Source organism: Janthinobacterium sp. SUN128 (assembly GCF_030587275.1).
GTDB classification, from domain to species: Bacteria; Pseudomonadota; Gammaproteobacteria; order Burkholderiales; family Burkholderiaceae_D; genus Janthinobacterium; species Janthinobacterium lividum.
The window spans coordinates 2363165-2388775 of sequence record NZ_JAPWHY010000001.1 but is presented as its reverse complement, the minus strand read 5'-3'; the positions used below and the strand labels follow the sequence as shown (position 1 = coordinate 2388775).

Genomic DNA, 25611 nt, shown 5'->3' with positions numbered 1-25611 from the left:
CTTCCCGACGGGTGAATTGATGCTATTTAACTCCTACGTCTTCCTGTTTGCGTATCTGCCCATCACGGTGGCGGGATTTTTCATCCTGGGACGGCGCAGCCAGTTGTGGGCCGCCGCCTGGCTGGCTTGTGCCTCGCTGTTTTTCTATGGCTGGTGGGATTACCGCTACCTGCCGCTGCTGCTCGGCTCCATCCTCTTCAATTACGGCAGCGCCGCCCTGCTTGGGCCAGGACGCATCCGCCACCGCAAGGGCCTGTTGATCGTGGCCATTGCCGCCAACCTGGGGCTGCTCGCCTATTACAAGTATGCGGGATTCTTTGTGGCCAGCCTGGCGCAATTGCTGGCCCAGCCGCTGCCCGCCCTGCACGTGATGCTGCCTATCGGGATCTCGTTCTTTACGTTTACCCAGATCGCCTTCCTGGTCGATACCTACCAGGGCAAGGCGCAGGAAAGCCGCTTCGTTCACTATCTGCTGTTCGTCACGTATTTCCCCCATCTGATTGCCGGTCCCGTATTACATCACAAGGAAATGATGCCGCAGTTCGCAGACAAGCGCACCTTCCGGCTCTCGGCCAGCAATATCGCCATCGGCAGCACGATTTTTTTCATCGGCCTGGCCAAGAAGGTGCTGATTGCCGATAATATCGGCCCGTATGCGGCGCCGCTGTTCGACAGCCCTGCGGCGCCATCCCTGCTGATCGCCTGGGGCGGGGTGCTGGCGTATGCGTTCCAGCTGTATTTTGATTTCTCCGGCTATTCCGACATGGCCATCGGCTTGTCGCGCCTGTTCGGCGTGCGCCTGCCGCTCAATTTCGCTTCACCCTACAAGGCGCGCAATATTGCGCAATTCTGGCGCCGCTGGCATATGACCCTGTCGCGCTTCCTGCGTGATTACCTGTATATCCCCCTTGGCGGCAATCGCTGCGGCCCGCTGCGGCGCCATCTCAATCTGATGGTTACCATGGTTCTGGGCGGCCTGTGGCATGGCGCTGGCTGGAACTTCATCGCATGGGGTGCTCTGCATGGCGCCTACCTGGCTATCCACAAGGGCTGGAGCACATTCGCGCGTCAGGTCCACCTGCCGTCCGATACGCGGGTTGGGAATGTCCTGACGACGATCCTCACTTTCATCGCCGTCTGCGTTGCATGGGTCTTCTTTCGCGCGCCGGACATGCCGGTGGCCTTGACGATATTAAAAGGCATGGCGGGCGGCTTTGGCCTGGCCTTGCCCGATGCGCTGGCGTCCCATTGGCAGTCCTTGCAGCCCGCGCTGGCAGCCATGGGCATGGACTTTTACCTGGGCGGCGGCACGCTCTTCATCGAAACATGGACGTGGATAGCGGTTGCGGCGCTGATTACCTTTGCCATGCCGAATACGCAGCAGATCATGCGCCGTTTCGATCCCGCGCTGGACTTTCAGGCAAGTGGGCGGCACCTGCTCACCTGGCGCGCCTCGCCCGCGTGGGCGGCGGCCATCGCGCTGCTGGCGCTGGCGAGTATGCTAGCCCTGAACCGTCCCGCCGAATTTCTGTATTTTCAATTCTAGGGGGAGCGAACCATGACGGCATCCCCATTCAAATCCTATCTGGCCATCCTGGCGCTGGCGCTGACGGGTGGCGCCCTGTTGCTTGTCGCCTTCGTGATCATTGTCGATCCCTACGGCCTGTATGGCGTCGTCCGGCGCGACAATTTCAATGCCGTCAAGCCGGGCTTGAGCCGCTACCAGAGCCAGATCAAGCAGGAGCATGCGCTGCGCAGGCGGCCGCAATTCATCATCCTGGGTAACTCGCGCGCGGAGATCGGTTTCGATCCGCGCGCCAGTGCATTGTCAGCGCTTGGCACCGGCTATAACCTGGCGATTCCCGGCACGGGCCTGGCCACGTCCGCCAGCCAGTTCGCGCAATTGCGCCAGGCTGGCATCCGGCCGCGCACGGTCATCGCGGGCATGGAATTCATCGATTTTCTCAATCCGGCCGTCGCATCCGCCGCGCGCCCGGCGGCGGCTACTGCGCCCTCCGCGCATGGCCGCATATTTTGGCGCTTTGATGCGCTCTTTTCGCTGGCTTCCGTCAAGGATGCCGTGCATACGCTGCGCATCCAGCATGATGGCGAGGCGGCCACCTTGTCGGCAGACGGTTTCAATCCCTTGCTGGAGTATGGCGCCCATGTGCGCCGCGACGGCTACCACAAGATGTTCACCCAGCGGGCGCGGGAAAGCGCCGCCGGTTTGCGCCGGAAATCGACGCACGGCTTCGCCACCGAAGACTTTCTAGTCCTGCGTGCCTTTTTGCTGGCGATGGCGGCCACGCAAGCCGACATCAAGCTGGTGATCTATCCGTATCACGCGCAACTGCTGGCCATGTTTGAAGCTGCCGGTTTGTGGCCCCTCTTCGATGAGTGGAAAGACCAGCTGGTGCTGGCAATTGGCGAGGTCAGGGCGCGGTACCCGGACGCACGCATTTCCCTGACTGATTTCAGCGGCTATGGCGCATACAACTGCGAGCCGATTCCCGCCGCGAATGAACGGGAGAGGGCCACGCGCTGGTACTGGGAAGCGGGGCATTTCAAGAAGGCGCTGGGCGACATCGTGCTGCAGCGCCTGATGTCGCCACAGGAAAATGCGCCTGGCGAGGGACAGTTTGGCATGCCGCTCGATGGTGCTCGCCTCGAGGAAAACCGCGCGCGGATCGCGCAAGAGCGCAGCAGTTGCGCGGCGGCGCAGCCGGCATTGTTTTCAAGTCAGTTGTTCGCTATGCAGGGCAGTCATTTTGGAGGACGCACACAAACACAAACAAGCGCAACATATACGAACAAATAACACCACAGATTGCACGCCTACCGGAGGAGACATGGATTTCGCAGCATTTTATCAACGCTCGATCGACACACCTGACGCTTTCTGGCGCGAGGAAGCGGACAAGATCGACTGGAACACCCCGTTTTCGCAAGTGCTCGATTATTCCCGCCCGCCATTCGCCAAATGGTTCGTCGGCGGTACCACGAATTTGTGCCACAACGCCGTTGACCGCTGGGTGGAAAGCCAGGGCGATGCCGCCGCGCTGATCGCCATTTCCACCGAGACCAATACCGAGCGCAGCTACAGCTTTCGCGAGCTGCAGCGCGAAGTGGAGCGCTGCGCCGCCATCCTGCTGGCGTTGGGCGTGGGCAAGGGCGACCGCGTATTGATCTACATGCCGATGATCGCCGAGGCGGCGTTTGCCATGCTTGCTTGCGCGCGTATCGGCGCCGTGCATTCCGTCGTGTTCGGCGGCTTTGCCGCCAACAGCCTGGCCAGCCGCATCGACGATGCGCAGCCCAAGCTGGTGTTCTCCGCCGACGCCGGCTCGCGCAATGGCAAGGCGATAGCTTACAAGCCGCTGCTCGACGAAGCCATCCGCATCGCCGCGCACAAGCCGCGGCAGGTGCTGCTGGTCGACCGCCATCTCGTGCCGATGGAACTGACGCCCGGCCGCGACGTCGACTACGCCGCCCTGCGCGAGCAGCACCTGGACGCGCAGGTGCCCGTCGCCTGGCTCGAATCGAACGAGCCGTCGTATGTGCTGTACACCTCGGGCACGACGGGCAAACCGAAGGGGGTGCAGCGCGACGTGGGCGGCTACGCGGTGGCGCTGGCATCGTCGATGCAGTACAACTTCTGCGGCAAGCCCGGCGAAACCTTCTTTGCCACCTCGGATATCGGCTGGGTGGTGGGCCATTCCTACATCGTGTATGGTCCGCTGATCGCCGGCATGGCCACCATCCTGTACGAAGGCTTGCCCATCTGTCCCGATGCCGGCATCTGGTGGAGCATCGTTGAAAAATACAGGGTCACGCGCATGTTCTCGGCGCCGACGGCCATCCGCGTGCTGCGCAAGCACCCGGTGGAACTGATGCGCAAATATGACCTGTCTTCCCTGAAGGCGCTGTACCTGGCGGGCGAGCCGCTCGACGAAACCACCTCGCAGTGGATCGCCGATGAACTGAAAGTGGACATCATCGACAACTACTGGCAGACGGAGACGGGCTGGCCGATTCTCTCGGTGGCGAAAGGCGTGGCTGATACCCCGACGCGCCTGGGCAGCCCCGGCCTGGCCATGTACGGCTACCAGGTCAAGCTGCTCAACGAAGCGACGGGCGAGGAGTGCGCCGCCAACGAGAAGGGCGTGCTGGTACTGGAAGGCCCGCTGCCGCCGGGCTGCATGCAAACGGTGTACGGTGATGACGCGCGTTTCGTCGACACCTACTGGTCCACTTTCAGCGGCCGGCAAGTGTATTCCACCTTTGACTGGGGCCTGCGCGATGCGGATGGCTATTATTTTATTCTGGGCCGCACCGATGACGTGATCAACGTGGCGGGTCATCGCCTGGGCACGCGCGAAATCGAGGAAAGCATCACCAGCCACCCGAACGTGTCGGAAGTGGCGGTGGTGGGCGTGGAAGACAAGCTCAAAGGCCAGGTGGCGATGGCTTTCGTGATCCTGAAGGACCCGCGCGGTTTCGACAGCGTCGAAGCGAAAGCGGTGCTGGAACGCGAAGTGATGGCCGTCGTCGACCGCCAGCTGGGCGCCGTGGCGCGGCCTGCGCGCGTGCTGTTCGTGTCGCAGCTGCCGAAGACGCGCTCGGGCAAGCTGCTGCGCCGTTCGATCCAGGCCATCTGCGAAGGGCGCAGCCCGGGCGACCTGACGTCGATGGACGACCCGGCATCGCTGCAGCAGATCCAGGCGGCGCTGGCGTAAGCGCCAGGAAGCAAGCGAAGTTTATCAATCGATAAACTTCGCGTTCAAATGCGGTCGCTTTCCTTGCGCACGACCCTGCCGACGATCAGGCATTCATTGCCACGGCACAGCTTGCGATGGTATTTGCGCTGGTCGGGGTTGTCCGACGTCAGCCACCATTCGCCGATATCGCGCGCCATGCGCTTGACCACCGGCTCGCCTTCATAATTGATGGCGAACACAATGCCGTCGGCTGGCCGGTTGTCCGCCGTGTTGATGATCACCACGTCGTCCTCGTACAGGGCCGGCTCCATGCTCTCGCCCTTGACCTTGATCGCCACCAGTTTTTCAGGATGGTAGCCATTGCGCTCGACCCAGCTGCGGGGCACGCTGATGGTGCTGCCGTCGTGCGTTTCCGGTTCGATGGCAAAGCCCGTGATGCCTGCCGACAGGCGCAGTTTCACCTTGCGGATCGGGTAGAAGCGTTCATCCTCGCCATCTTCCACCACCACGGACTGCACGCCTGCCAGCGCGCGCGCGGCCATGGTCACCTGGTCCGGTGCCGCACCCTGGTCGAAGTACATGCTGTCCAACTGCAGGTCCGCTTCCAGCTTGCGCGCGATCTTTTCGCTGAAGGCGCGGCCCTCGCGGTAGGTGGGCGAGAGGATTTGCGAGATGCGTGCCTCGCTCCAGCCGCTGACGTCGGAAATTTTCTTGCGCGTGTTGTCGTAGTGCTCGCGGATCAGGGCCAGCAGGCGGTCGCGTCTGTATTGATACATATTCATCTCCACATTAAACCTGAAATTTACCGTTTGATAAATTACCAAATGCTTGACTTTAACATTAGCGATTGATAAAGTCCACTCGTTGCCTGTCGCAAACGCACTACAGCGTCTGCCGGTTGGCGACACCACGGGAGGTCAGGCAGATGTTGAACAGCAGTCAGTTGGTTGAAAGCAGGGCGGCGCCGCGGCAGGGGCGCCAGTTACAGGGACGCAGCAAGAAGTCGCAGCTGCATATCGCCCGCATCGCGCAGTACATTCGCGAGCAGGGCCAGGCCAGCGCGGCGCAATTGTCCGCCTTGCTGGGACTCGATGCGGGCACCATGAGCCGCTATTTGCGCCACATGTGCGGCATGGGACAGATCCACCTGGCGCAGCGCCATTGCACGGAACCGGGACGCCAGCGGCCCGCCCTGTACGCGCTGGGCGAGCAGGATGACGAGGTCGATGGCTGGGCCGAACTGCCGCCGCAAGTGCGACGCACGGCCAGCTGGGCACGCGGCACGGCGCACCGCGATCCGCTGGTGGCGGCGCTGTTTGGCCCGGCACAGAATAACGATTAGTATCAACGAGGAGAAATCATGGGGTTTGCAGAAAAATTCATCGCATCGCTGTCGTCGCAGAACTTGCGCGACGATGCCGTCCACCACGACCTGGATGTTATCGCGGCGGCCGCGCTGGCCGGCGACATGGGTGCCTTGCTGTGCCGCGTCAAGTATGCGGACGGCACCGTCAGCCGCCTGTTCGAAGGCAATGCGGGCAACCTGGCGCAGTTGCTGCGCGCCTGGACGGCTGCCGTGACGCAGAAGGGCCGCGCGCGGCGCTGGGTCAAGGCGCAGACGGCCTGGGATGCGCAGGCGGCCAATACCTTGTACCGCCGCGTTGCCGAAGCGTCGCTCGCGCATTGGCTCGACAGCAAATGCAAGGTCTGCCACGGCACGGGCGTCGTCGCTGCCATGCAGGCCGGCGCGCCTGTCGTCTGCAAGGCTTGCCACGGCGCCGGCGAGGCGGCCATCAGCTGCTCCGGCGGTTTCGAGCTCGAACGCATCAAGGATATGGTCAGCGAACTGGAAGGCATCTTCCAGTCGCACGGCGCCCGCGCCATGCGCCGCCTCGGCCACTGACAAATTTTCTGCAATATGCCTGACACTGGAAAAAACGCCCCTACAATAGAGTCTCGATCACGCAGCAACAGCAACACCGGCAGCACCGCAGTACACCACATGCTTCTCCACTCGTAATAGACGCGCCCAAGGCGCGACACCGATAGGGGAACTCAGCGCAGCGAACGGCCTTCATGGCCCCTTCGCCCACCTTCCGTCCGGCATGGCCCCGCGCCATCCGGACGCCAGCCCGCCGCCTCACCGCGCGCGGGCTTTTTCGTTTCCTGATTATCGTCAGTTCCCCCCTCAAGACCGCAGATGCGGTCTTTTTTTTCATCCCACGAAAGGTATTACTTATGGCATCGACAGCAAACGGCATCGACAGCTTGATCGTTATCAGCAAACAAAGCGCCGAAGGCAGCAAGGCCGCCGCCGGCGGCGGCCAGATTTATCCCCGCGTCACAGCCACTTTCGACACGGAAGCGGACAAATACGCGAGCGCCGAAATCGACGCCAGTCAGCAGCAGGGCGATACCCGCCTGGGCAATTTCCGCACCACGGGCGCCATCAAGGCCGAAGCGGCGTGCGGCACGTATGCACCGCTGATGGCGGCGCTGCTGCGCCGCGACTTCACGGCAGGCGGCGTGGCTGCCGCGCAAACCACCATCGCGGCGGCCGCCTCCGGCCTGACGCGCAGTGCCGGTTCCTGGCTGAGCGAAGGCTTCCGCGCCGGCAGCGTGGTGCGCATCACCGGCATGACGGCGCCGGCGGCCGCCAACAACGCGAAGAATTTCTTCGTCACGTCGGTGACGGCCACCAACCTGAATGGCCAGTTCATGGACGGCTCGGCGATGATCGTCAAGGCGGCCGGCGACTCGGTCGGCGTGGCGGCCGTGGGCAAGCGCAGTTTCACCCCGTTGACGGGCCATACCACCGACTGGTTCACGGCCGAAGTGCAGGACCCGAAGATCGGCGTGCACCGCAGCTTCGTCGACCAGCTGGTCAGCAAGATGGATATCGCCGTGCAGCCGAACGGCATCACCAGCCTGGACTTCACCCTGATGGGCAAGGCGGAGGGCCCGACTACGGCCGTGCCGTACTTCCCCGCGCCGCTGGCAGCGCCGGGCAGCGGCAAGTTTTCGGGCGCCACGGCCATGCTGTCGGTGAACGGCATCCCGTCGCAGATCTGCACCGGCATGTCTGTCTCGCTGGACGGCCAGGTCAAGGTCGACCCGGTGATCGGCTCGAAGTACGCCACGGCCGCCTCGCGCGGCAAGGTGATGGGCTCGGGCCAGTTCACGGTGCTGTTGCAGGACGCCACCTACCTCGACTACTTCAAGTCCGAGACGGAAATCCCGCTGGCCTACGCCATGGCATCGGGCACCGCGCCGGCCGCCGACGTGCTGGCGCTGGCCATGGGCCGCATCAAGATCACCTCGGCCAAGATCGACGACGGCGAGAAAAACAAGATCGTCACCTGCGCCTTCGACGTCCTGCGCTACAAGGGCACGGACGCGCAGCACGAAGCGACCACCTTGACCATCCAGGACAGCGCGCTGTAAGCGGCTGACGCTTGACCCGGGGCTGCCTTGATGGCGGCCTTTTTACTTTTACCTCAATCAAGAAAGCAAATACATATGAACAACGCACAAATGATCGCCTCGGCTGGTTTTGATATTTCCCTGTTGAATGATGGCAACAAATCGGTGGATCAGGTGCACCTGGTGTCGGTGTTGTTTGACGAAGACGGCGCACACAAGGCGGGCTTTGAAATCGTCAGCAAAAATTCCGACCAGTACCGTGCCGTGATTCGCGAAACGTCGGTGGTGGCGATCAAGCGCTCGGTGCAAAAAAGCAAGCAAATCGACGCGAAGACCGACGAAGGCGCCGCGGAACTGTATGACCTGGCGGAAAACCGCAACATGAAGATCGCCATCGCGGTGGTGGTGGGCATGCCGGGTTTCGTCGACAAAGGCGTCCCGGTACAGCCTTCCCCGGCTTTGCTGAAGGCGATTTTTGAAAAAATGCCGTCCTGGCAGGAAAAAGTGCTGGCCGCACTCGAGGCGGATGGCAATTTTTTGACGGTCTAGCCGCCGCCTTGCTGCTCTTTGCCGAGGAACAGTTCGAGCGTTCGGCAAAGGCGGCTGATGGCAATGCGAAAGGCGAGCACCTGGATGCCGCCAAGCGCCATCCACTCTACCGGGAGCCGCAGGCTCCCGTTCGCGCGCAACTGCCGTTTGAACTGGCGCATGTGTGGCAGTTTTTCGTGCAGATGAGCCGCAAGCGGCAAAACGGCATGGCGGTCAATCCCTTGAGCAGCCTGGATATCCTGGCATGGCAACTGCGGCATCGTATCCGTCTGGCGGTTTGGGAGGAGGAGCTGGTCGATCAGCTCGACGCAGCGTATATCTCCCATCAAAACAGTTCGCCTTAGCCCTGGTTTTGCCCTGATTTTTACAGCAGAGGTGACACGGAAAACACAACAGCCGTCGCGAAGGTGGCCTCGATTGCACGGTCACCTTTGCGGTGGCTTTTTTTATGGGTAAATTATGACCGTTGAAATTGAAACATTACAGATACGCATCGATACGCTCAATGTGCGTATCGCGGCAGATGACCTGGAACGCATGCGCGAGGCCAGCGAGCGGGCTGCCAAGTCGACTTTCAAACTCGAAGATGTCACGAAAAAATACACGGAGATACTCTCCAACCTGGGTATTTCCAACAATATCGGCCAGATCGTCAAACTGTCTGATGAATATACGAAACTGACAGCGCAACTGCGCATGTCGACCAGCACCACACAGGAATATGGCGAGGCGTACGACAATGTCAAGCGCATTGCCGCCTCGGGGCAGACGGACCTTGCCGCCACGGCAGGGTTGTATGCCCAAATGAACGATGCGACCAAGAAACTGGGTATCAGCCAGGCCGAAGTGGCCGGCATCACCGAGGCGCTCAATCTTGGCGTCAAGATCAGCGGCGCCTCGGCTGCAGATTCCGCCACCGCCTTCAAGGGGCTGTCCAGCGCCTTCGCCGATGGCGCCCTGAGCAGCCAGCAATTTAACGATATCAGCCAGGCTGCCCCCGAAGTCATGGCGGCCATGGCCGCCGGCCTGGGCGTGTCGAAAGAAGCGCTCGCCGGGCTTGCCGGCGCAGGATTGATCACTGCCGACGTGATGGCCGTCGCACTGCCGAACGCGCTGGGCGAGTTGCGCAAGGAAGCTGTGCAGTTCGAAACCATCGGTGGCAGCTTTACAGTCCTGAGCAATAACGTGATGGAGTTCACGGCGAGACAGGCGGAGTCGACCGGCGCCGTGCGCCTGATGACGAGCGGCCTCGAATTTCTGTCGAATAACCTGACCCTGGTCGTTGGCGTGCTCGAAACGCTGACCACCGCGAAATTTGGTTCCTGGGCTGCCGGCGTCGTCATGGCTACGTATAGCAAGGTCACGGCCAACCGGGCCTTGCTGGCATCCACCCTGGCGGCGGCGAATGCCGACGTGACGGCGACCGCCGCCACCTCTGCACTGGCGACCGCACGTGTTGCTGAATTACAAGCGACGATACGCGCCAGCCAGGCCGACGTGGCGCTGGCGCTGACCACCAATGGCCTGATTCCGGCACAAGCCCGTGCCACAGTTGCCTCCGAGGCTCACTCCGCCGCATTGGTGGCGCAAACGGCAGCAACGCGCGCCGCATCGGTCGCTGCAGGGGTACTGAAAGGGGCCTTGGCATTCATGGGTGGGTATATTGGCTTGCTGGTGACTGTCGTAGGGTTAGGTGTTACTGCCTGGAATATGTGGGGGAGTTCGTCGAAAGACAATGCGGAGAAAGCCGTAGAACCCATGCGCAAGAGTACCAAGGAAATCGTTGCTGAGCTCGACAAGCAGATGGTCCAGCTTGCAAAGCGCAATGAGCTGGCAAAGCTGGGCGTGTCGGAGAACGGACTGAATACCCCGGCTGGCGAACGCATGCTGGAGATTTCGACGGAAATGGATGCCGTGCGCAATCGCACGGGAAAATACCAGTCCCTGGACAAGGCCACGCAGGACAAGACCATGGCACGGCTGCAGGGCGAACTGGATACGCTGCAGGGCAAGCTCAAGCAGCTAGAGCAGCAAGGTGCGTCGGGTAAACCGCAGGGTGGAACTGGTACAGGCGCGCCATCGCTTCCCGCTCCGCCCACGCCTTTCGAATCCATGATGAATGAGATGCACGGCAAGGCCCGCGACCTGAAGCGCGAAGCTGCCGGCTATGCCGAGATGAACGAGGCGCAAAAGTTCGATTTTCAGTTGAAGGAACTCCGCGAGAGTCAGACGAAAAAACTGACTGCGTCGGAGCAGGCGGGATTCGAGGTTGCGCGTAAGGTGCTTCAGGCCCGCGTCGATGAGATCGAGGTGGGCAAGCAAGCCAAGGCTGTGACCGAGCAGGCGCTGGCTGACGCGAAAGCGCTGTCCGATACGCGGACGCAGGCCGTCGCCGATGCCGTCAAGGAAGCCGAGGCTGGCGAAAAGCTGGTGGCGGTGTATGGCATGAGCAAGACCGCCATCGCGCAAAACGAAATGGCGCTGCTGAAGGAACAGCGCGCCGCGCTGGCGGTGGGCAAGGAAAACGCGGCCCAGATTGAGTATTTGAATGCATTGATCGATGCCAAGCAGCGCAGCATGACGGCGACGGAAGAACTGGCCGCCAAGGAAGCGTCTGCCGCTGCGGCCAAGAAGGCCTCCGATGACTGGGCCGCCAGCGCCAAGGATATCGAAAAGTCACTGACTGACGCGTTCATGAACGGCTTCGAAGGCGGCAAGAACCTGGCGACCATGTTCAAGGATAAGTTGAAGAGCATGTTCAACAACCTCGTGTTGCAACCGATCATGTCGCCCATCGCGGCCGGCTTTGCCTCATTCCTGAATCCGGGCGCGGCGCAGGCACAGGGCAGTTTGGCCAACGGCGGGGGCATCCAGTCGTTCCTGAGTTCGGCGAAGGGCATCTACGATTCACTATCCAGCGGACTTTCCGGTATTGGTACATCGGTGGCCAATGGCGTGCAGCGTGGCATGAGCATGCTGCAAGGCACTCCTTACACGGCCGGGGCCAATGGCGCATTCGCCACCGGTGCTGGTGCGGCGGCAAGCGTTGCTGCCGGCGTCATGGGCGGCGTGTATGGCGGCAAGATGATTTCAGGCGAATATGGCCGCAATGGTGTGGTCAATGCCGGTACGGCCGTTGGCGCAGCACTGGGAACCGTCGTCTTTCCCTTGGTGGGTACGGCGATGGGCGCGCTGGTCGGCGGCCTGCTGGGCGGAGCAGCGAACCGTCTGTTCGGCATGGGCGAGAAAAAGGTCAGCAGTGCCGGTATTTCGGGCAACCTCGGTGCCGATGGCTTTACGGGCGAGAGCTATTCGAACTGGACCCAGAAAGGCGGTCTTTTCCGCAAGAATAAGAAAGGTACGGACCGCTCTGAAGTCGATGCCGAGCTGGCGGCCTCGCTAGGCGATACGTATGCGCAGATGAAGGCGGTGACGGGCGCTTTCGCCAGTACCTTGGGCGTCAACACGGATAGCCTGGCCACACGCACGCAGTCGCTCAATATCGTCATGACCAAGGATGACGCCGCGAACCAGAAAGCCATTGCCGATTTCTTTACCGGCGTCGGCGATGCGATGGCAAAGGAACTGGTGCCATCGCTGTCGCAACTGAGCCAGAAGGGCGAATCGGCCAGCGCTGCGCTGCAGCGCCTGGCGGGCAACTACGCGGTCGTCGATGGCGTGCTGGCTACTCTGGGCAGCACATCGCAGCAGGCATTCGGCGCCGTTGGCGTGGCGTCCCTGGCGGCACGCGAGCAGCTGGTCAAGGCTGCCGGCGGCGTGGAAGCACTGGGCAATCGGACTGCATTCTTTGCCGAAAACTACCTGACCGAAGCCGAGCGCCTGGCGCCCGTGCAAAAACACGTGACGGAACAGATGGCGGCCCTGGGCTATGCCAGTGTGACTACGCGAGCGCAGTTCAAGGAAACGGTATTGCAATTGGTCAATTCTGGCGCATTGGCTACCAAGACGGGGGCCGACCAGTATGCGGGCCTGATGGCATTGGCCGATGCGTTCGCGAAGACGCATGCGGCGACGGAAAGCCTGACCAGGTCGGAACAGAGTATTGCCGACGAGCGCAAGGGTATCCAGGAAAAGCTTGACCAGATGACGATGACTACGGCGCAATTGCGTGCCAGGGAGCGTACAGCGGTCGATGCCGCTAACCTGGCCTTGTATGACCAGTTGCAGGCGCGGCAGGATATTGCAACTGCCTATGAAACGGAGTCTTCGGCCCTCAAGTCCACCATCGAGCGCCTGAAATCGTTTGGCGACGGCATTCGCACCTTCAAGGATTCTCTGTTGCTGGGCAACCTGTCGACCTTGACGCCGATGCAGAAGATGGTAGAGGCGCAGCGTCAGTATGAAGAGACGCTGGCCAAGGCGAAGACGGGCGATGCGGCGGCGCAGTCGGCGCTGACAGGTACTGCCACCGCGTATTTGACGGCCAGCCAGGTCGTGAACGCTGCAAGCGCGAGCTATGCCGCCGATGCGGCCAGGGTCCAGTTCGAGCTGGCGGCACTGGCGGCGATCACGGGCACACAGTTGAACGATGCGCAGAAGCAACTGACGGCACTCGATACGCAAGTGGGGCAGTTGATCAACCTGAACAAGACGGCGGTTGGCATCCAGCAGGCGGTCGATGCGCTGGGTGCTGCGTTGCGGGCAGGCGGGCAGACCGATGTCACGGGTGGCATGCGCTTTGCGCCTGCTGCCGGCATGTCTGTCGCCGCCTCCTTTGGCGAAGCAGCGGTGGAAGCGCCGGCCGTCTTCGACCCCGTGCGCTACTCGTCGGCGGCGAACGTCGGCTCCGATGTACTGGTGGCCGAAATCCGCGGCCTGCGCGAAGACAACCAGGCCATGCGCGTGGAGCTGGAAGGCTTGCGCGCCGACCAGCGGGCGCAAACAGGCGCCACCATCCAGGCCACCTTTGAATCGAACGCCAACGCCGCCAGGACGGTGGTCGATGGCGTGGATAAATCGTCCCGGGCATCCGCCTGGGCCAATGCAGTGAAAGGAGAGTACGCATGACCGATGCGCAATTTCAGGATTGGCTGCAAAGCCCGTCGGCCATCCGCATGGTGCTGATCGAAGCGCAGGCTAACGTGGCTGGCAGCGAGGTGACGCGGTATATCGCTTCGCGGCCCTACATCACCGGGCCGCGCGAAGTGCCTGCGAATACCGCCTACCAGCCGCTGGCCAAGGGCGGCCTGGCCTTCACGGAACAGGTCAGCCTGTCCGGCGAGGCGGGGCTGTCGGGCGGCGATATCGAACTCGATAACGCCGATGGCGCGCTTGATGGCTGGCTGGATGATGTCTGGATGAACCGGCCGATCAAGGCCTGGGCCGGTGATCCGTCCTGGCCGCGCGCCGACTTCCAGCTGGTCTTTGACGGCATCATCGCCGACGTGGCCAGTGCGGGGCGCGAGTCGGTCAACCTGGTACTGCGCGACAAGCTGCAGCGCCTGAATACGCCGATCTCCGAGGCGAAGCTGGGTGGCACGACGCCGAACAAGGACACCATCCTGCCGATACCGTTTGGCGAGTGCCACAACGTGGCGCCCTTGCTGACCAATCCTGCCACTTTGGAGTACGGTTTTCTTGGCGCGGTCGAATCGACGTTCGAGGTGCGCACCAACGGCAAGCCGATTGCCGTGGCTTTGAATGACCAGGCGGGCCGCTTCAACCTGACTACCGATCCGTTTTCCACCACGATCACGGCCAGCGTACAGGGCGACAAGGGCGGCGGCTATGCGCCGCGCATCGCGCCGCTGGTGCAGCGTATCGCCACGGCCTACGGCAAGGCGGCCGACCGTTTTGTCCTGGCGGACCTGGACCTGGACAACCTGGCCGCCTTCGACGCGTCCCACCCGCAGCCGGTGGGGTTGTATGTTGCTGACCGTACGAACCAGGTGCAGGCCATCCAGCAACTGGCGGCCAGCGTGGGCGCCCAGGCGATCATGTCGCGCACGGGCCAGCTGCGCCTGGTGCAGATCGCGCTGCCGGCCGCCGGCGTGCCGGTGGCGATCGGTCCGGAGCAGATGCGCGAACGCTCGCTGCGTCCCGCGCAGCGCCTGCCTGTGACGGCCGCCGTGAAGATCGGTTTTGACCGGAACTGGACGCCGCAGGCTGGCCTGACGACCAGCATACCGCCCGCGCATGCGGATTTGTATGCCACCGAATGGCTGACGGAGACGGTGGTCGACACGGTGGTGCGCACGCGTTACCGCTTGAGCGACGACCCGGTGCAGATCGATACGTGCCTGAAGACGCGGGCCGATGCCCGCGCGGAAGCGCAGCGGCGCCTGGCCTTGAACAAGGTGCCGCGCACCATTTATGAATTCGATGGAGAACCCGAGATGATGATGCTGGAACTGGGACAGCCCGTACAACTGCGCGCTGAACGCTTTGGCTTGCAGGATGGCGTACCGGGCGTGGTGGTGCTGCTGTCGCGCTTCTGGCTGACGGGCAGAGTGACGGTGGGGGTGCTCGTATGAGCGCCATAGTGGGGGAGCGCGACAGGCTGCTGCAGGCAACGGCAGAGCGTTTCAGTACCGTTGCCGATGGCAAGGCGATCCTGATGTCCGCCAGCACGCCCGTCTTTCGCGTCAATAGCGCCGGCGAGGGAGCACCCGGCTCGATCGCCATTACCGCCAAGCCGGTCAATGTGGTGGGCGATATCGTGTTTTCCGTATCCGCCGGCACAGCCTTGCAGGTGAACGGCAACGTGGCCACGGTCGATTTTGCCAACATGACTACCGATACGGCACTGGTGCAGGCACGTATCCGTGAATTCGGCGTCGATTACCTCGCCAATTACATGGTCAGCAAGGTCTTCGATGGCGCCGCCGGCGAGACAGGCTTGTCCGGTTTGAACACGGGCCAGGCCTTCGCCTACAAGCGCGCCGCTGCGGTACCTGGTGATTCTCCGGGCGACGTTATCTTTACCTTCGCCACGGCGGCCATCACGACGCCGGCCGGCAATGATCTGGCCAATGGCTGGTCGAAGAACATCCCTGCCGGCACGGCGCCGCTGTACGTGCGCGTGGCAGCAGCCAGTTCGCGCAATGCCACGGACAATATCGCCGCCAATGAGTGGTCGGCGGCGGTGCAACTGGCCAAGGATGGCGTCGACGGTTTGAACGTGATTTCCGTGCCCATCTATCAGCGTGGCGCGACCAATATTGCGCCGCCGCTGCCCACGGCCGTCTGCACGTTTACGTTTGCCACGGGCAAATTGGCGGGGCTGAACAACGGCTGGTCAACCCAGGTGCCGTCGGCGGGCGGCGCCTATCTGTTCATGTCCAGCGCCACGGCCGTTTCAAGCACGGCGACCGATGACATCGCTCCCGGCGAATGGGCCGCTGCTGCGCGCCTGGCCGCCGATGGCGCCCCCGGCCAGCGCGGCACGGTGACGGTGACGGCACCTGGCTACTCGGCCTGGTCGGATGCGTCGGCCGTGTCCGAGCTGGGGCGTGCAGGCTATGGCGCACCGATCAACCGCGACGTGGTCACCTTGTACGACGCGACGCATGCGGTGACGAAGTTCTACGTTGATGGCGCCTGGATGGTGCTGGGCACGGTGTTGAACGGCAGCTTGCTGGTCGATGGGACTGTGGCGGCGAAGGCGATTGTGGGCGACACGCTTGGCGCCATCAGGGCGAACCTGGGGAGTGTGGTTGCTGGCGATTTGTACGGCACGACGCTGCATGGAGGCGAAGGATACCCGACCAGCGCATACGCCTGGCCTAGCAATGGCGGCACGGGGTTCCACCTGAGCTCGCAGGGGCTATTGATTGGGAACCGCTATGTGCCAGGAGGTTACATTCAGCTGTCGAGTACGGGCCTTTTGGATATGCCTGGGCTCACAGTGACGCCTGGAACGGCGGTATCTCCGCCAGTTGCGCGGTTTTCCGGTGAACTGGTGGCGGCGACCGGAACGATTGGCCTGCTGCGCAGTCGTACGTCTGGTGGGCGTGTTGAAATTTCGGGAGAAAAGATCACGGTCTTTGATGATAAAAATCAGCCGCGGGTAATTATCGGGAGTCTCGACTAATGCTAACAGGGTTAAGGTGCCTTGACGCACAGGGAAATGTCACATTGGATATTAATGATCGAGCAACACGATTGCTGGGCACGGTGCAGACAATATCGGGGGCTGCTGGCAGTATTTCAGTGCCTGAATTTGCTACAGGAACGCCTTGGGTTGTTTGCCAGCCAATAGCATTCCCCACTTGGAGTATCTATTACCACCCTAAGCCAGTAGCTATAGCACAAGTAGTTGGCACCACTTTGGGATGGAGCAGCGGCTCCCGAGAAACTAGAATTATATATGGGGTCTACTAATGGGTACCGGATTAATCGTCTATAACAGCAGCAATATTATACAAATTGACCAAGATTATAAGAATTACTTTTATAAGTATAAGTTTACTAGAGCTAATTTAACAACGAATCAGACTTTGGTAATTATGACGGCAGTAATGTCTCCGGCAGACTTTGGCGGCCTACCAGACAGCCCTTATAACCTGGGCTACAGTGCATACATTGATGTAGACGCTCAAAGTCCATTTGTAGCTTTACGGATAGGTGCAGCCCATGCTACAGGTGCTTATGGCGTGCAGTACATGGCCTCTACCCAAATAGGATCAGAAAGATGGCGTTTATGGTTCATCTATTCTGCTGGCTGCGAATTTACCCTATATGTGCTGGACTCTTTATCCCCTAATGAGACAACAAAGGTTGGTTTTACGGTCTATAGAGCAGATGGCAGCATTACTTTTGACGCTGGTTGGAAAGTGGCAAGAGTGGCATCAGTTTCTTCATTTGATGCTGGCGGAAGAGAATATGCATTTGCCCCGTCAGGCTATGGTTTTTACCAAGTGGATTGGGAAGAGAGCGGCAGTATTGACTACGACGGTACATCTGCGCATGCCCAGTGTATTGCACGCAAGCCGGACGGCACTGTTGGCGAATGTACTATACCTGTATTTTTCTACAGTGAAGAAAGTGTTCCTGGTACAAATTTGCCTTATATGAACCCTTACCAAATTTATGGCGGTATGTTTTTGGATGTGACAAATGTGTAGAGAAAACTTGATTTTTTGCCGAAGCTTTTCTCTCCCGTGCACCAAACACATTGAACCAAACGAAAATGTCTGTGCATGCGGAACCTTTCGCCCCCCCTCACCATTCGCATTGCAAATGCGCTACCACACCAGTACCGTGCTGCTGCTCAAAATGGCCGATTGTTAATACCAATTTTCTGGAGTTGGCGACATCATGAGTAATCTTCGCATCATCTACGATAACGCCGCCGACCGTGCGGTGTTGACGGCATCGAGCCAGGCCGGCACCTTGGGGCCGGCCAATTTGCAGCGGGAAGGAAAATCTTCGGTTTTACGTTCAATCGGCGCTGCGCTGACTATCACGGCAACGTGGCCGTCACCGGAAATTGTCGGCGGCGTGGCCCTGCCGTTTTGCAACCTGACTCCAGGGGCGACCATCCGCGCACGCGGCTACATCGAGCCTGCCCACACTGCGCCTGCATTCGATACGGGCCTCATGCCAGCGTGCGAGTATGCGCGGCTGGGCATGTGGGACTGGGGCGCATTGCCGCTGGGCTTGAATGCCTACAGTTACGGCGGCGGTACGTACGCCCGCTGCTGGTTCCAGATGCGCAGCATCAGGAAGCTGGTGATCGACCTGGCCGACCCCGACAATCCTGCTGGCTACATCGAGGCCGCGCGCCTGGTAGCTGGCCCTTACTGGAGCCCCGAGCAGAACGCGTCGTATGGCGCCGGTATCACGCCAATCGATACCAGCAGCCAGTACCGCAACGGCGCAGGCGAACAGAAGGTGGAGCGGGGCGTGATGTACCGCAAGCTGTCGCTGGCGCTTGATCACATGACGCCGCTGGACCGGGCCGAGCTGTGGCGCATCGTGCGCGGCAACGGCCTGTCGCGCCCACTTTTTGTCAGCCTGTATCCGGATAGCGACGATGTCGAGCTCGAGCAGGCACACCAGGTGTATGGCCGTCTGGCCAATCTGGCCGCCATCACCGCACCATCTTTCCAGGCTTATGCCAGCAACATTGAAATTGAGGAGTTGTAATGGGTGATTTTTTTTACTACGGTCAAAAGGATACGATTCAGCGCTTGAATGAGCTGGCTGGACGGGGCGCCGTGGTGGCGTCGTATGCGCCAGCCGTGGGGCGGTCGCCGCTTGGTGGGCCGAATGGGTACATGAATCCAGCGTGGCTTGATCCAAGTATTTCCATCACGACGTCAACACCTGTAGTAGTTGGAGTTTCTAATAAGTACGGGTACAGCTATATTGGCCAAAATCCACCAACAGGCCTCTGGTATCGAATCGCCACATTTGCAGCTGACGACAGCAGCAATGCGCAGCATCTGCGCATTGACGGGGTATTGAATGATGGCTGGGCAGCAAATGCCAATTCCTCCTTCGTGCTTATGCTGGCCGTCCGAGGCGGATTTTATTACGATGCGACCTTTAATGGAGCAGTCCCGATCAACGCCAGAATACAAGCATATCAACTGGTAAATGGGACGTTTGAGGTGTATTTGAACTTCAGGGCAGGTTCATTCGGCGCAGCGTCGTTTAATCTGCTGGGCTTTACCACTACAACATACGCACAGCCCGTCTCAGTGACAGCGACGCCCGCTGGAACAGTGGTGTACGACTCAGGAAACACCGCAAGTTACCCGCCACGCCGCCGAGGGGTCGCACCGGTCGGCTCAACTGGCTCTATTGCAAATATGTTCCGGTCGACCTTGTTTGTGGGGGACGGCAGTGCCAGTTCTTCCTTCCTGAATCCTGGAGCTGCTACTGATGCAGTGGCAGCGGGTGTCTTTAGCCCAATTCTTCGATTGGGAATGGGGGGGATATCTGGAAGCGCCTTCTCCGGAGCTTTTAACTGGCGGGTGTCTGCCGGAAATGGGTCAGCTTTCAATAGCGGCTACACAATGACCCTAAGCGCTTACGACACAGGGTCTAACATCAATGGTGCAGATCTGCTGAGCATTAAGGGGACAGGACAGGTGTATGTACCCTTGCTGAAAGCAGGCAGCACCAACACCGGCCTTCAGCACAATATCAGTCGCTCCGTTGCCGAGGGGGAGCAGATTTTGTACATTGGCGCAGATGCAGCCACATTTCCATCCGTATGGGTGGTTGCGTCGAATGGCCAGGCCGGATGGTCGTTTTCGCCCACAGTATTGTCTGTTGGTAAGAACAGCACGACAAGCCGCAGTATTAATGTCGTCGGCACGGTGAACACAAACGGCAATGATTATGCCGAGTATATTTTCAAAAGCTCGACATGCAGCAGCGTAGCTCCTGGGCAGATTGTCGGTATCACCGCAGACAATAAGGTTACCGACAAGTGGGCCGACGCCGTGATGTTTTCCATCAAGTCAACGGCGCCTTCGTTCGTCGGTGGCGATTCGTGGGGCAATGACATAGGGCCACGCCCGCTGGCACAAGCTGGAGCTGCGCCGACCCAGCCGACGCGCCGTGAAGACGTGCTCACGCAGCAGGCAGTACCAGGCACCAACCCACCACAATACGAGGACGTGGTCACCGAGTCTGGAGATACCGATGACGAGTGGGCAGAAAAACAGGCAACGTTCACCGCTGCACTCGCCGCCCATGAACTTGCCGTGCAGCAGGACGCCGAGACCATGGCCACCTTCGACGCGGCGCTGGAAGTTGCGCGCCAAAAGGTCGACCGCATCGCCATCGCCGGCCGCGTGCCGGTGAACGTGCTGGGTGCCCAGCCGGGCGACTACATCGTGCCAGTGCAGGACGGCGCTGGCATCAAGGGCATCGCCGTGCATGAGGACGATCTCAGCATGAAGCAGTACCTTCATGCCGTCGGCCGCGTGATCTCGATCGAGCCGGACGGCAGGGCTTATGTGATGGTCAAGGCCGTGTGACCAAGCATTAATCCCTCTCAAACCCGCTTCGGCGGGTTTTTTTATTTCGTCTACCAGTACCGAGATAGTCGAGGTGATGCTGTCGAAGCGGCGCTGTTGATATACCGCCACCGAGCCTATCGGCGTTACCACTGGGTTGATTTTACCAACCACTTACCTCATCCTGGAAGGGGCAATGCTGCCATGAGAAATCTTCGCATCATCCACGACAATGCCGCTGACCGCGCGGTGTTGACTGCATTAAGCCAAACCGGCGAACTGGGCCCGGCCAACCTACAGCGCGACAGCAAGAATGCCGTGCTGCGCGCCGCCGGCACGGCGCAGACCATCTCAGCTATATGGCCGACACAGGAGTCCATCGCCTGCGTGGCGCTGATCTCCACCAACATGACCAGTAGCGCGCGCATGCGCGTGCGCGGTTATGCCCGGCCGGGCGACGCCGTGCCGGTATTCGACACAGGCAGCATCTTCCCGTGTCCGGCTGCTGTGCATGGATCCTATCCTTGGGGTGTGCTGCCGCTCGGCTGGAACGCCTACCAGTGGGGCGGTGTGAACACCTGGCCGCGCGGCGGCGGCTCTGACGGCGTGACATGGTTCGCGTCGGTGCGCGTGCGCCAGATAGTGATCGACGTGTCTGCGCCACAAAGCCCGGAAGGCTACCTGGAAATCTCGCGTCTGGTAGTGGGCAACTACTGGTCACCGCAATATAACGCCGAGTACGGCGCCCAGTTGCAGACGCAGGATAGCAGTGAAAATTACCGAACGGGTGCAGGCAACCTGAAAACCGCGCTGGGCACGACCAGCGACAAGCTGAGCATCAATCTGACGCATCTGACACCGATGGACCGCGCCCGCTTCATGCGCATCCTGCGCGAGAACGGCAAGGGCAAGCCGATGCTATTCAGCTTGTTCCCGGAAAATCCGGATCCGTTGGTGGAACAGGACTACATGCTGTATGGCAAGGTCAGCAATATCGATGCTGTGGCTACGCCGTACTTTGACACTTACTCTGCAGCTCTACAAATTGAAGGAATTTAAATGGCTGATAAATTTTATGACGGTATGCCTAACGTCAACGAGAAATTGAATGAAATGGATCGGGCGTTTGCGGCGGGTCCCTACAATGCATTGCCATTGTCCGGGGGGAATATGAAGGGCACGATCTATTCGAATGCCCCGATCATCACATCGCAATATGTGCAAGCTTGCGCGTATGGCCCAGGCGTTATCGTGAACACCGGTATGAAGGCAGGCTGGTGGCGAATCGGGAAGTTTAATCCCGCACAGCAGGGAATGGAGGCATCAATTCGTGTAAGTGGAACCACGTCATACGGTGCTATTGCAGGTATGTCGAACGCCATGGTAACCATTATTCAGCTTCGAGTAGACAACGACAGCAAGATACGCAGCGTTTTTCACAACGAAGGTGGCATGACAAATAATACGGTATCGGAAGTAACCATCACGGATGATGGTCAGGTATACATCCTGTGTGGCACCTTCTTCTCTCTGGCGGTTTACTGTGAGTCCAGCTGCTGGCAGGATTCTGACGTATCGTATTACGGTGTGGGGGCTGAGCCCCCAGCCGGGACCTTGGCGTCTTCCATCTTTGGCTTGAAACTTGGTGCCCAGAATACGGTTACGTTCGAGCGGCAGCGGACTACTTTCGATTCTTCGTCAGTATTGATCGGTCCGAAACAAATAATTGCCGGTGGGATATCCAGTACTCTTTGGGCAAGCGCTCTTCGGGCACCGAATGATGGTGGAGCGGGTGGCGCTGGCATCTACTATGAAGTACTCTCCATGGGGGCTGCATCGGTTCCAGGCTACTCCAATACAGGTAGATTTTTTTGGAGTACACGCAGTCATCCGGGGACTAACGGAAAGGGATTTCAACTGCGTTTGAATGTTGTCGATGCAGGCTTGCCTGACAATGTCACACCAGTTTTGGATATGAATGGCTCCGGCGACATTACCCTGCCAGGCATTATTACTGCTGGCCCAGTTATCCCGTTAAGTGCGCATCAGTTAACCCGTAGGACTGCAGAGTTCGGCGAACTTTGCTACGTCGGGCGCGTCGAGACGGGGGTAACCTCCTCGTGTTTTGCGATTAGAGCCTCCAATGGTGCCGGCGGTTGGGGCAACAGTGCCTCGGTTGCATACGTGGGGCGAAATTCCACGACAGCGCGCTCGATTAGCGCCGCCGGCACCATCAACGCCGGCGGTACCGATTACGCCGAATACATGTTAAAAGCGCCTGGATGCATGGGTATTCTTCCGGGGCAGATTATCGGTATTGATGTTGATGGGAAACTAACCGACCAGTGGCAGCGCGCCATTGCCTTTGCTGTTAAATCGACCGATCCTTGTATGGTTGGCGGAGATCGGTGGGCGCGGCATTTGGGCGAAAGGCCAGTGCCGGTAGAGCGTCTCATGCCTTCAACGCGTCAAGTGCTGCTCAGCGCGGCCGTTGATGCCATTGATGCTGTGCTGGAAGAGGTCGATGGCAGGCTTGTTGAGGTTGCCCCCGCAGTGCCGGCCCGCGAGGCGCAATATCGCGACGAAACCATACCGGGAGATACGGATGAGGAATGGAACCTTAAATGCGCACCCGGTCTGGCGTTTGAGGCCGCTCTGGAAGCGGCGCGCCAGCAGGTTGACCGCATCGCTTTCTGCGGCCAGGTGCCTGTGAACGTTCTGGACGCGACACCAGGACAGTACATTGTCCCGGTGCAGAAAGGCGAGGGCATCGGGGGCTTGGCCGTGTACGAGGATGACATGACCTTCAAGCTTTATTTGCGGGCGATTGGGAAGGTCATCGCCACCGAAGACGATGGGCGCGCCCGTGTAATCGTGAAGGTGGCATAAAGATTGTGCTTGCAACATCCAAACCCGCTTCGGCGGGTTTTTTCATTTCCACCACCTGAAAGGCAACCATGGCCCTCGAAACCACCGCCGCCGGCGGCGCATTGATCAAACTGTTTGGCGTGCCCGTGCTGGCCGGCGCCGCTGCCACGTCGCTGGGCTTCATGTTCATGTGGCCCCAATCCACCAAGGAGGCATTTATCCGTTTTTGTTCCAGCATCATCATTTCCACCTTTCTCGGTCCCGTGCTCGTGGCCGCCGTGCTGTCGTGGTGGCCCAGCCTGTTCGACAGCGCGAAGACCGTGGCGGGCTTGTATGGCGGCGATCCGGCCACGGGTTTTTTATTCATCGCCGCGCCGCTGATGGTGGCGGCCGGCTTGCCCGCCTGGTGGGTACTGGGCGCCTGCGTGCGCTGGTTCGACAAGCGGCGCGGCAAGGATATCGGCGAACTGGCGGCTGATGCGGCCGCTGCCGTCAAGGATGTGCGGGGCATGCTGTGACAGGCGCCCAATTGATGCAGATCATGCCATTGGCCGGCCGCCGCGCTACGCTGTTCCTGGCACCTCTGAATGCGGCGATGGTCGAGTTCAGCATTGATACGCCGCAGCGCCAGGCGTCGTTCCTGGCGCAGGTGGGCCACGAATCGGGACAGTTGCGCTATGTGCGCGAACTGGCCAGCGGCGCGGCCTATGAAGGGCGGGCGGACCTGGGCAATGTGATTGCTGGCGATGGTGTGCGCTTCAAGGGGCGCGGCTTGCTGCAGGTGACGGGGCGCGCCAACTATGCCGCGTGCGGCGTGGCGCTGAACCTGGACTTGCTGGCGGCGCCGCAGTTGCTGGAGCAAACGACTGCCGCTTGCCGCTCGGCGGGCTGGTTCTGGCAATCGCGCGGCTTGAACCGGCTGGCCGACGCGGGCGACCAGGAGCGCGTTACGCGCCGCATCAACGGTGGCGTGAACGGCCTGGCCGAGCGCCTGGCTTTGTATGCAGCAGCACGCAAGGTGCTGGCATGAAGCCGCCCTTGCTTGTGCTGGCCATGCTGCTGTTGCTGGGGGCCGCCGTGTTTTGCGCCCAGCGCTGGGGGCATGAGGCGGGTCGTGCCGCATGCGCGGCACAGGTGCTGGAGGTGCAAGCCGTGTTGAAGCGCCAGACCCAGGCCCTGAATGCGATGCGGGAGGAGGGAGTACGACGGTCGACACGGGCCCGGCAGGCGTTGGACAATGCGCAGGCCGGGCAGGCAGACGCCCAGGCGGCAGCGGCGCGTATCCTGGCGCTGCAGCCGGATGATGACGCTTGCCAGGCGGCCGAGGTGCTGATCGCCAGTGAAATGGCTGGAAGACCCGCTGGCGGGACGCCATGAGGGCGGCAATGACGAGTGCGCCGGCGCTGCTGCGTGTCCGGGGCTACTTGCAGGCTTGTTTACGGGCTGGCGCACGGGCTTGCTCATCAGCCTGCTCACTGACCTGCTCGCTACCCCATTCACTGACCTGTTCATGGGCCTGTGTATTGGTCTGCGTGCTTGCTGGGCTGCTGGGTGGCTGCGCGGCCGGTGGGGCAAAGCTGGAAGCCGCGGCGGAAAGGCTGCCCATCGGCGTGCCCTGTATCGCCGTTCGTCCTGCGGCACCCGTCTTGCCAACCGTGCCGCCGCATGGCATTTTTGAACAAGTGCAAGCCTTGCTGGCGCGCGAACACTTGCGCGCGGCCTATGTGCGGCAGCTGGAAGCGCTGATGGATGGCTGTGCCGGCAGCTAGCGTCGATTGTTGCGCAACGACGTCGGCGGCTGCTCTACGGCTGGCCTGCGGCTGTTTGCAGTTGGCTTGCAGCTTGCTTGCGCCGCGCGTGATCCCCTGAGGTCGTCGCCTGGCGCCACTCGCCATGCCAGAGTCCCAGAGTCCCAGACCTTGATACCGCTTCGTCGTACCAGGTCTGGACGCCGCTTCCGATGCTGCCTTCTGGTGCGGCCGCGTGCCGGCGCGCCAGAAAACAGTGCACTGCAGCGCGTCCAGTCTCGGATTTTTACAGCCGCGATGCTATTTCGGCACAATTCCTGTATACAATTTACCTGGCACGATGCATGCATGGCATTCCTTGGTCGTCCC

Annotated in this window: 21 protein-coding genes; 20 read left to right on the top strand and 1 reads right to left on the bottom strand. The window is 60.7% G+C overall.

Translation table 11 applies throughout. From position 1 onward, the window contains the following. Positions 1-19 precede the first annotated feature (19 nt). The 3 genes from O3297_RS10780 to O3297_RS10770 are packed head-to-tail and all read left to right on the top strand — an operon-like array spanning position 20 to position 4736. Positions 20-1546, top strand: coding sequence for an MBOAT family protein (locus tag O3297_RS10780; protein ID WP_305048666.1), 1527 nt, complete (start codon positions 20-22; stop codon positions 1544-1546). 12 nt (positions 1547-1558) lie between these two features. After that, the gene (locus O3297_RS10775; RefSeq protein WP_305048665.1) at positions 1559-2818 is read left to right on the top strand and encodes a hypothetical protein; all 1260 of its coding nucleotides are present in this window, start codon (positions 1559-1561) and stop codon (positions 2816-2818) included. After that, the gene (locus O3297_RS10770) at positions 2769-4736 is read left to right on the top strand and encodes a propionate--CoA ligase (RefSeq protein ID WP_305048664.1); all 1968 of its coding nucleotides are present in this window, start codon (positions 2769-2771) and stop codon (positions 4734-4736) included. Before O3297_RS10775 ends, O3297_RS10770 begins: the two co-directional genes overlap by 50 nt. 44 nt (positions 4737-4780) lie before the next feature. On the opposite strand, the gene O3297_RS10765 is transcribed toward O3297_RS10770, so the two are convergent. After that, positions 4781-5494, bottom strand: coding sequence for a S24 family peptidase (locus O3297_RS10765; RefSeq protein ID WP_083299753.1), 714 nt, complete (start codon positions 5492-5494; stop codon positions 4781-4783). 149 nt (positions 5495-5643) lie between these two features. On the opposite strand from O3297_RS10765, the gene O3297_RS10760 reads away from it, so the two are divergent. The 17 genes from O3297_RS10760 (at position 5644) to O3297_RS10680 (ending at position 25263) form a co-directional block, all read left to right on the top strand. Further along, a complete protein-coding gene (locus O3297_RS10760) occupies positions 5644-6060 on the top strand; it encodes a FeoC-like transcriptional regulator (protein WP_034783960.1) in 417 nt (138 codons plus the stop codon). Between the two features lie 18 nt (positions 6061-6078). Further along, positions 6079-6621 carry a zinc finger-like domain-containing protein gene (locus tag O3297_RS10755; RefSeq protein ID WP_034783962.1) on the top strand — a complete coding sequence of 181 codons (543 nt, stop codon included), beginning with the start codon at positions 6079-6081 and terminating at the stop codon, positions 6619-6621. Positions 6622-6956: 335 nt separating this feature from the next. Further along, positions 6957-8162: a phage tail tube protein gene (locus O3297_RS10750; RefSeq protein ID WP_034783963.1), complete on the top strand. Its 1206-nt coding sequence runs from the start codon at positions 6957-6959 to the stop codon at positions 8160-8162. Positions 8163-8192: 30 nt separating this feature from the next. Further along, entirely contained in the window at positions 8193-8690 is a 498-nt protein-coding gene (locus tag O3297_RS10745; RefSeq protein ID WP_139144556.1) for a hypothetical protein, read from the top strand. Between the two features lie 8 nt (positions 8691-8698). Beyond that, positions 8699-9034 (top strand): hypothetical protein, encoded by a 336-nt coding sequence (locus tag O3297_RS10740; RefSeq protein WP_070257666.1) that lies wholly within the window; start codon positions 8699-8701, stop codon positions 9032-9034. A gap of 115 nt (positions 9035-9149) precedes the next feature. Next, on the top strand, positions 9150-13718 hold the full coding sequence (locus O3297_RS10735) for a tape measure protein (RefSeq protein WP_305048663.1): 4569 nt from the start codon (positions 9150-9152) through the stop codon (positions 13716-13718). Then, a complete protein-coding gene (locus O3297_RS10730) occupies positions 13715-15184 on the top strand; it encodes a hypothetical protein (RefSeq protein ID WP_305048662.1) in 1470 nt (489 codons plus the stop codon). Before O3297_RS10735 ends, O3297_RS10730 begins: the two co-directional genes overlap by 4 nt. After that, positions 15181-16743 (top strand): hypothetical protein, encoded by a 1563-nt coding sequence (locus O3297_RS10725; RefSeq protein WP_305048661.1) that lies wholly within the window; start codon positions 15181-15183, stop codon positions 16741-16743. Before O3297_RS10730 ends, O3297_RS10725 begins: the two co-directional genes overlap by 4 nt. A gap of 289 nt (positions 16744-17032) precedes the next feature. Then, positions 17033-17776 carry a hypothetical protein gene (locus O3297_RS10720; RefSeq protein WP_305048660.1) on the top strand — a complete coding sequence of 248 codons (744 nt, stop codon included), beginning with the start codon at positions 17033-17035 and terminating at the stop codon, positions 17774-17776. A gap of 193 nt (positions 17777-17969) precedes the next feature. After that, positions 17970-18800: a hypothetical protein gene (locus tag O3297_RS10715; protein WP_305048659.1), complete on the top strand. Its 831-nt coding sequence runs from the start codon at positions 17970-17972 to the stop codon at positions 18798-18800. Next, a complete protein-coding gene (locus O3297_RS10710; RefSeq protein WP_305048658.1) occupies positions 18800-20647 on the top strand; it encodes a hypothetical protein in 1848 nt (615 codons plus the stop codon). The genes O3297_RS10715 and O3297_RS10710 overlap by 1 nt, the downstream gene beginning before the upstream one ends. 183 nt (positions 20648-20830) lie before the next feature. Next, complete coding sequence (locus O3297_RS10705; RefSeq protein WP_305048657.1) at positions 20831-21685, top strand: hypothetical protein; 855 nt, start codon at positions 20831-20833, stop codon at positions 21683-21685. After that, complete coding sequence (locus tag O3297_RS10700; protein ID WP_305048656.1) at positions 21686-23515, top strand: hypothetical protein; 1830 nt, start codon at positions 21686-21688, stop codon at positions 23513-23515. A gap of 68 nt (positions 23516-23583) precedes the next feature. After that, positions 23584-24012, top strand: a complete 429-nt coding sequence (locus tag O3297_RS10695) for a hypothetical protein (protein ID WP_034785835.1) — start codon at positions 23584-23586, stop codon at positions 24010-24012. Between the two features lie 14 nt (positions 24013-24026). Next, a complete protein-coding gene (locus tag O3297_RS10690) occupies positions 24027-24524 on the top strand; it encodes a glycoside hydrolase family 19 protein (RefSeq protein WP_305048655.1) in 498 nt (165 codons plus the stop codon). Then, the gene (locus O3297_RS10685) at positions 24521-24871 is read left to right on the top strand and encodes a hypothetical protein (protein ID WP_305048654.1); all 351 of its coding nucleotides are present in this window, start codon (positions 24521-24523) and stop codon (positions 24869-24871) included. Before O3297_RS10690 ends, O3297_RS10685 begins: the two co-directional genes overlap by 4 nt. A 155-nt stretch (positions 24872-25026) precedes the next feature. Continuing rightward, positions 25027-25263: a hypothetical protein gene (locus O3297_RS10680; protein ID WP_161789594.1), complete on the top strand. Its 237-nt coding sequence runs from the start codon at positions 25027-25029 to the stop codon at positions 25261-25263. Positions 25264-25611 lie beyond the last annotated feature (348 nt).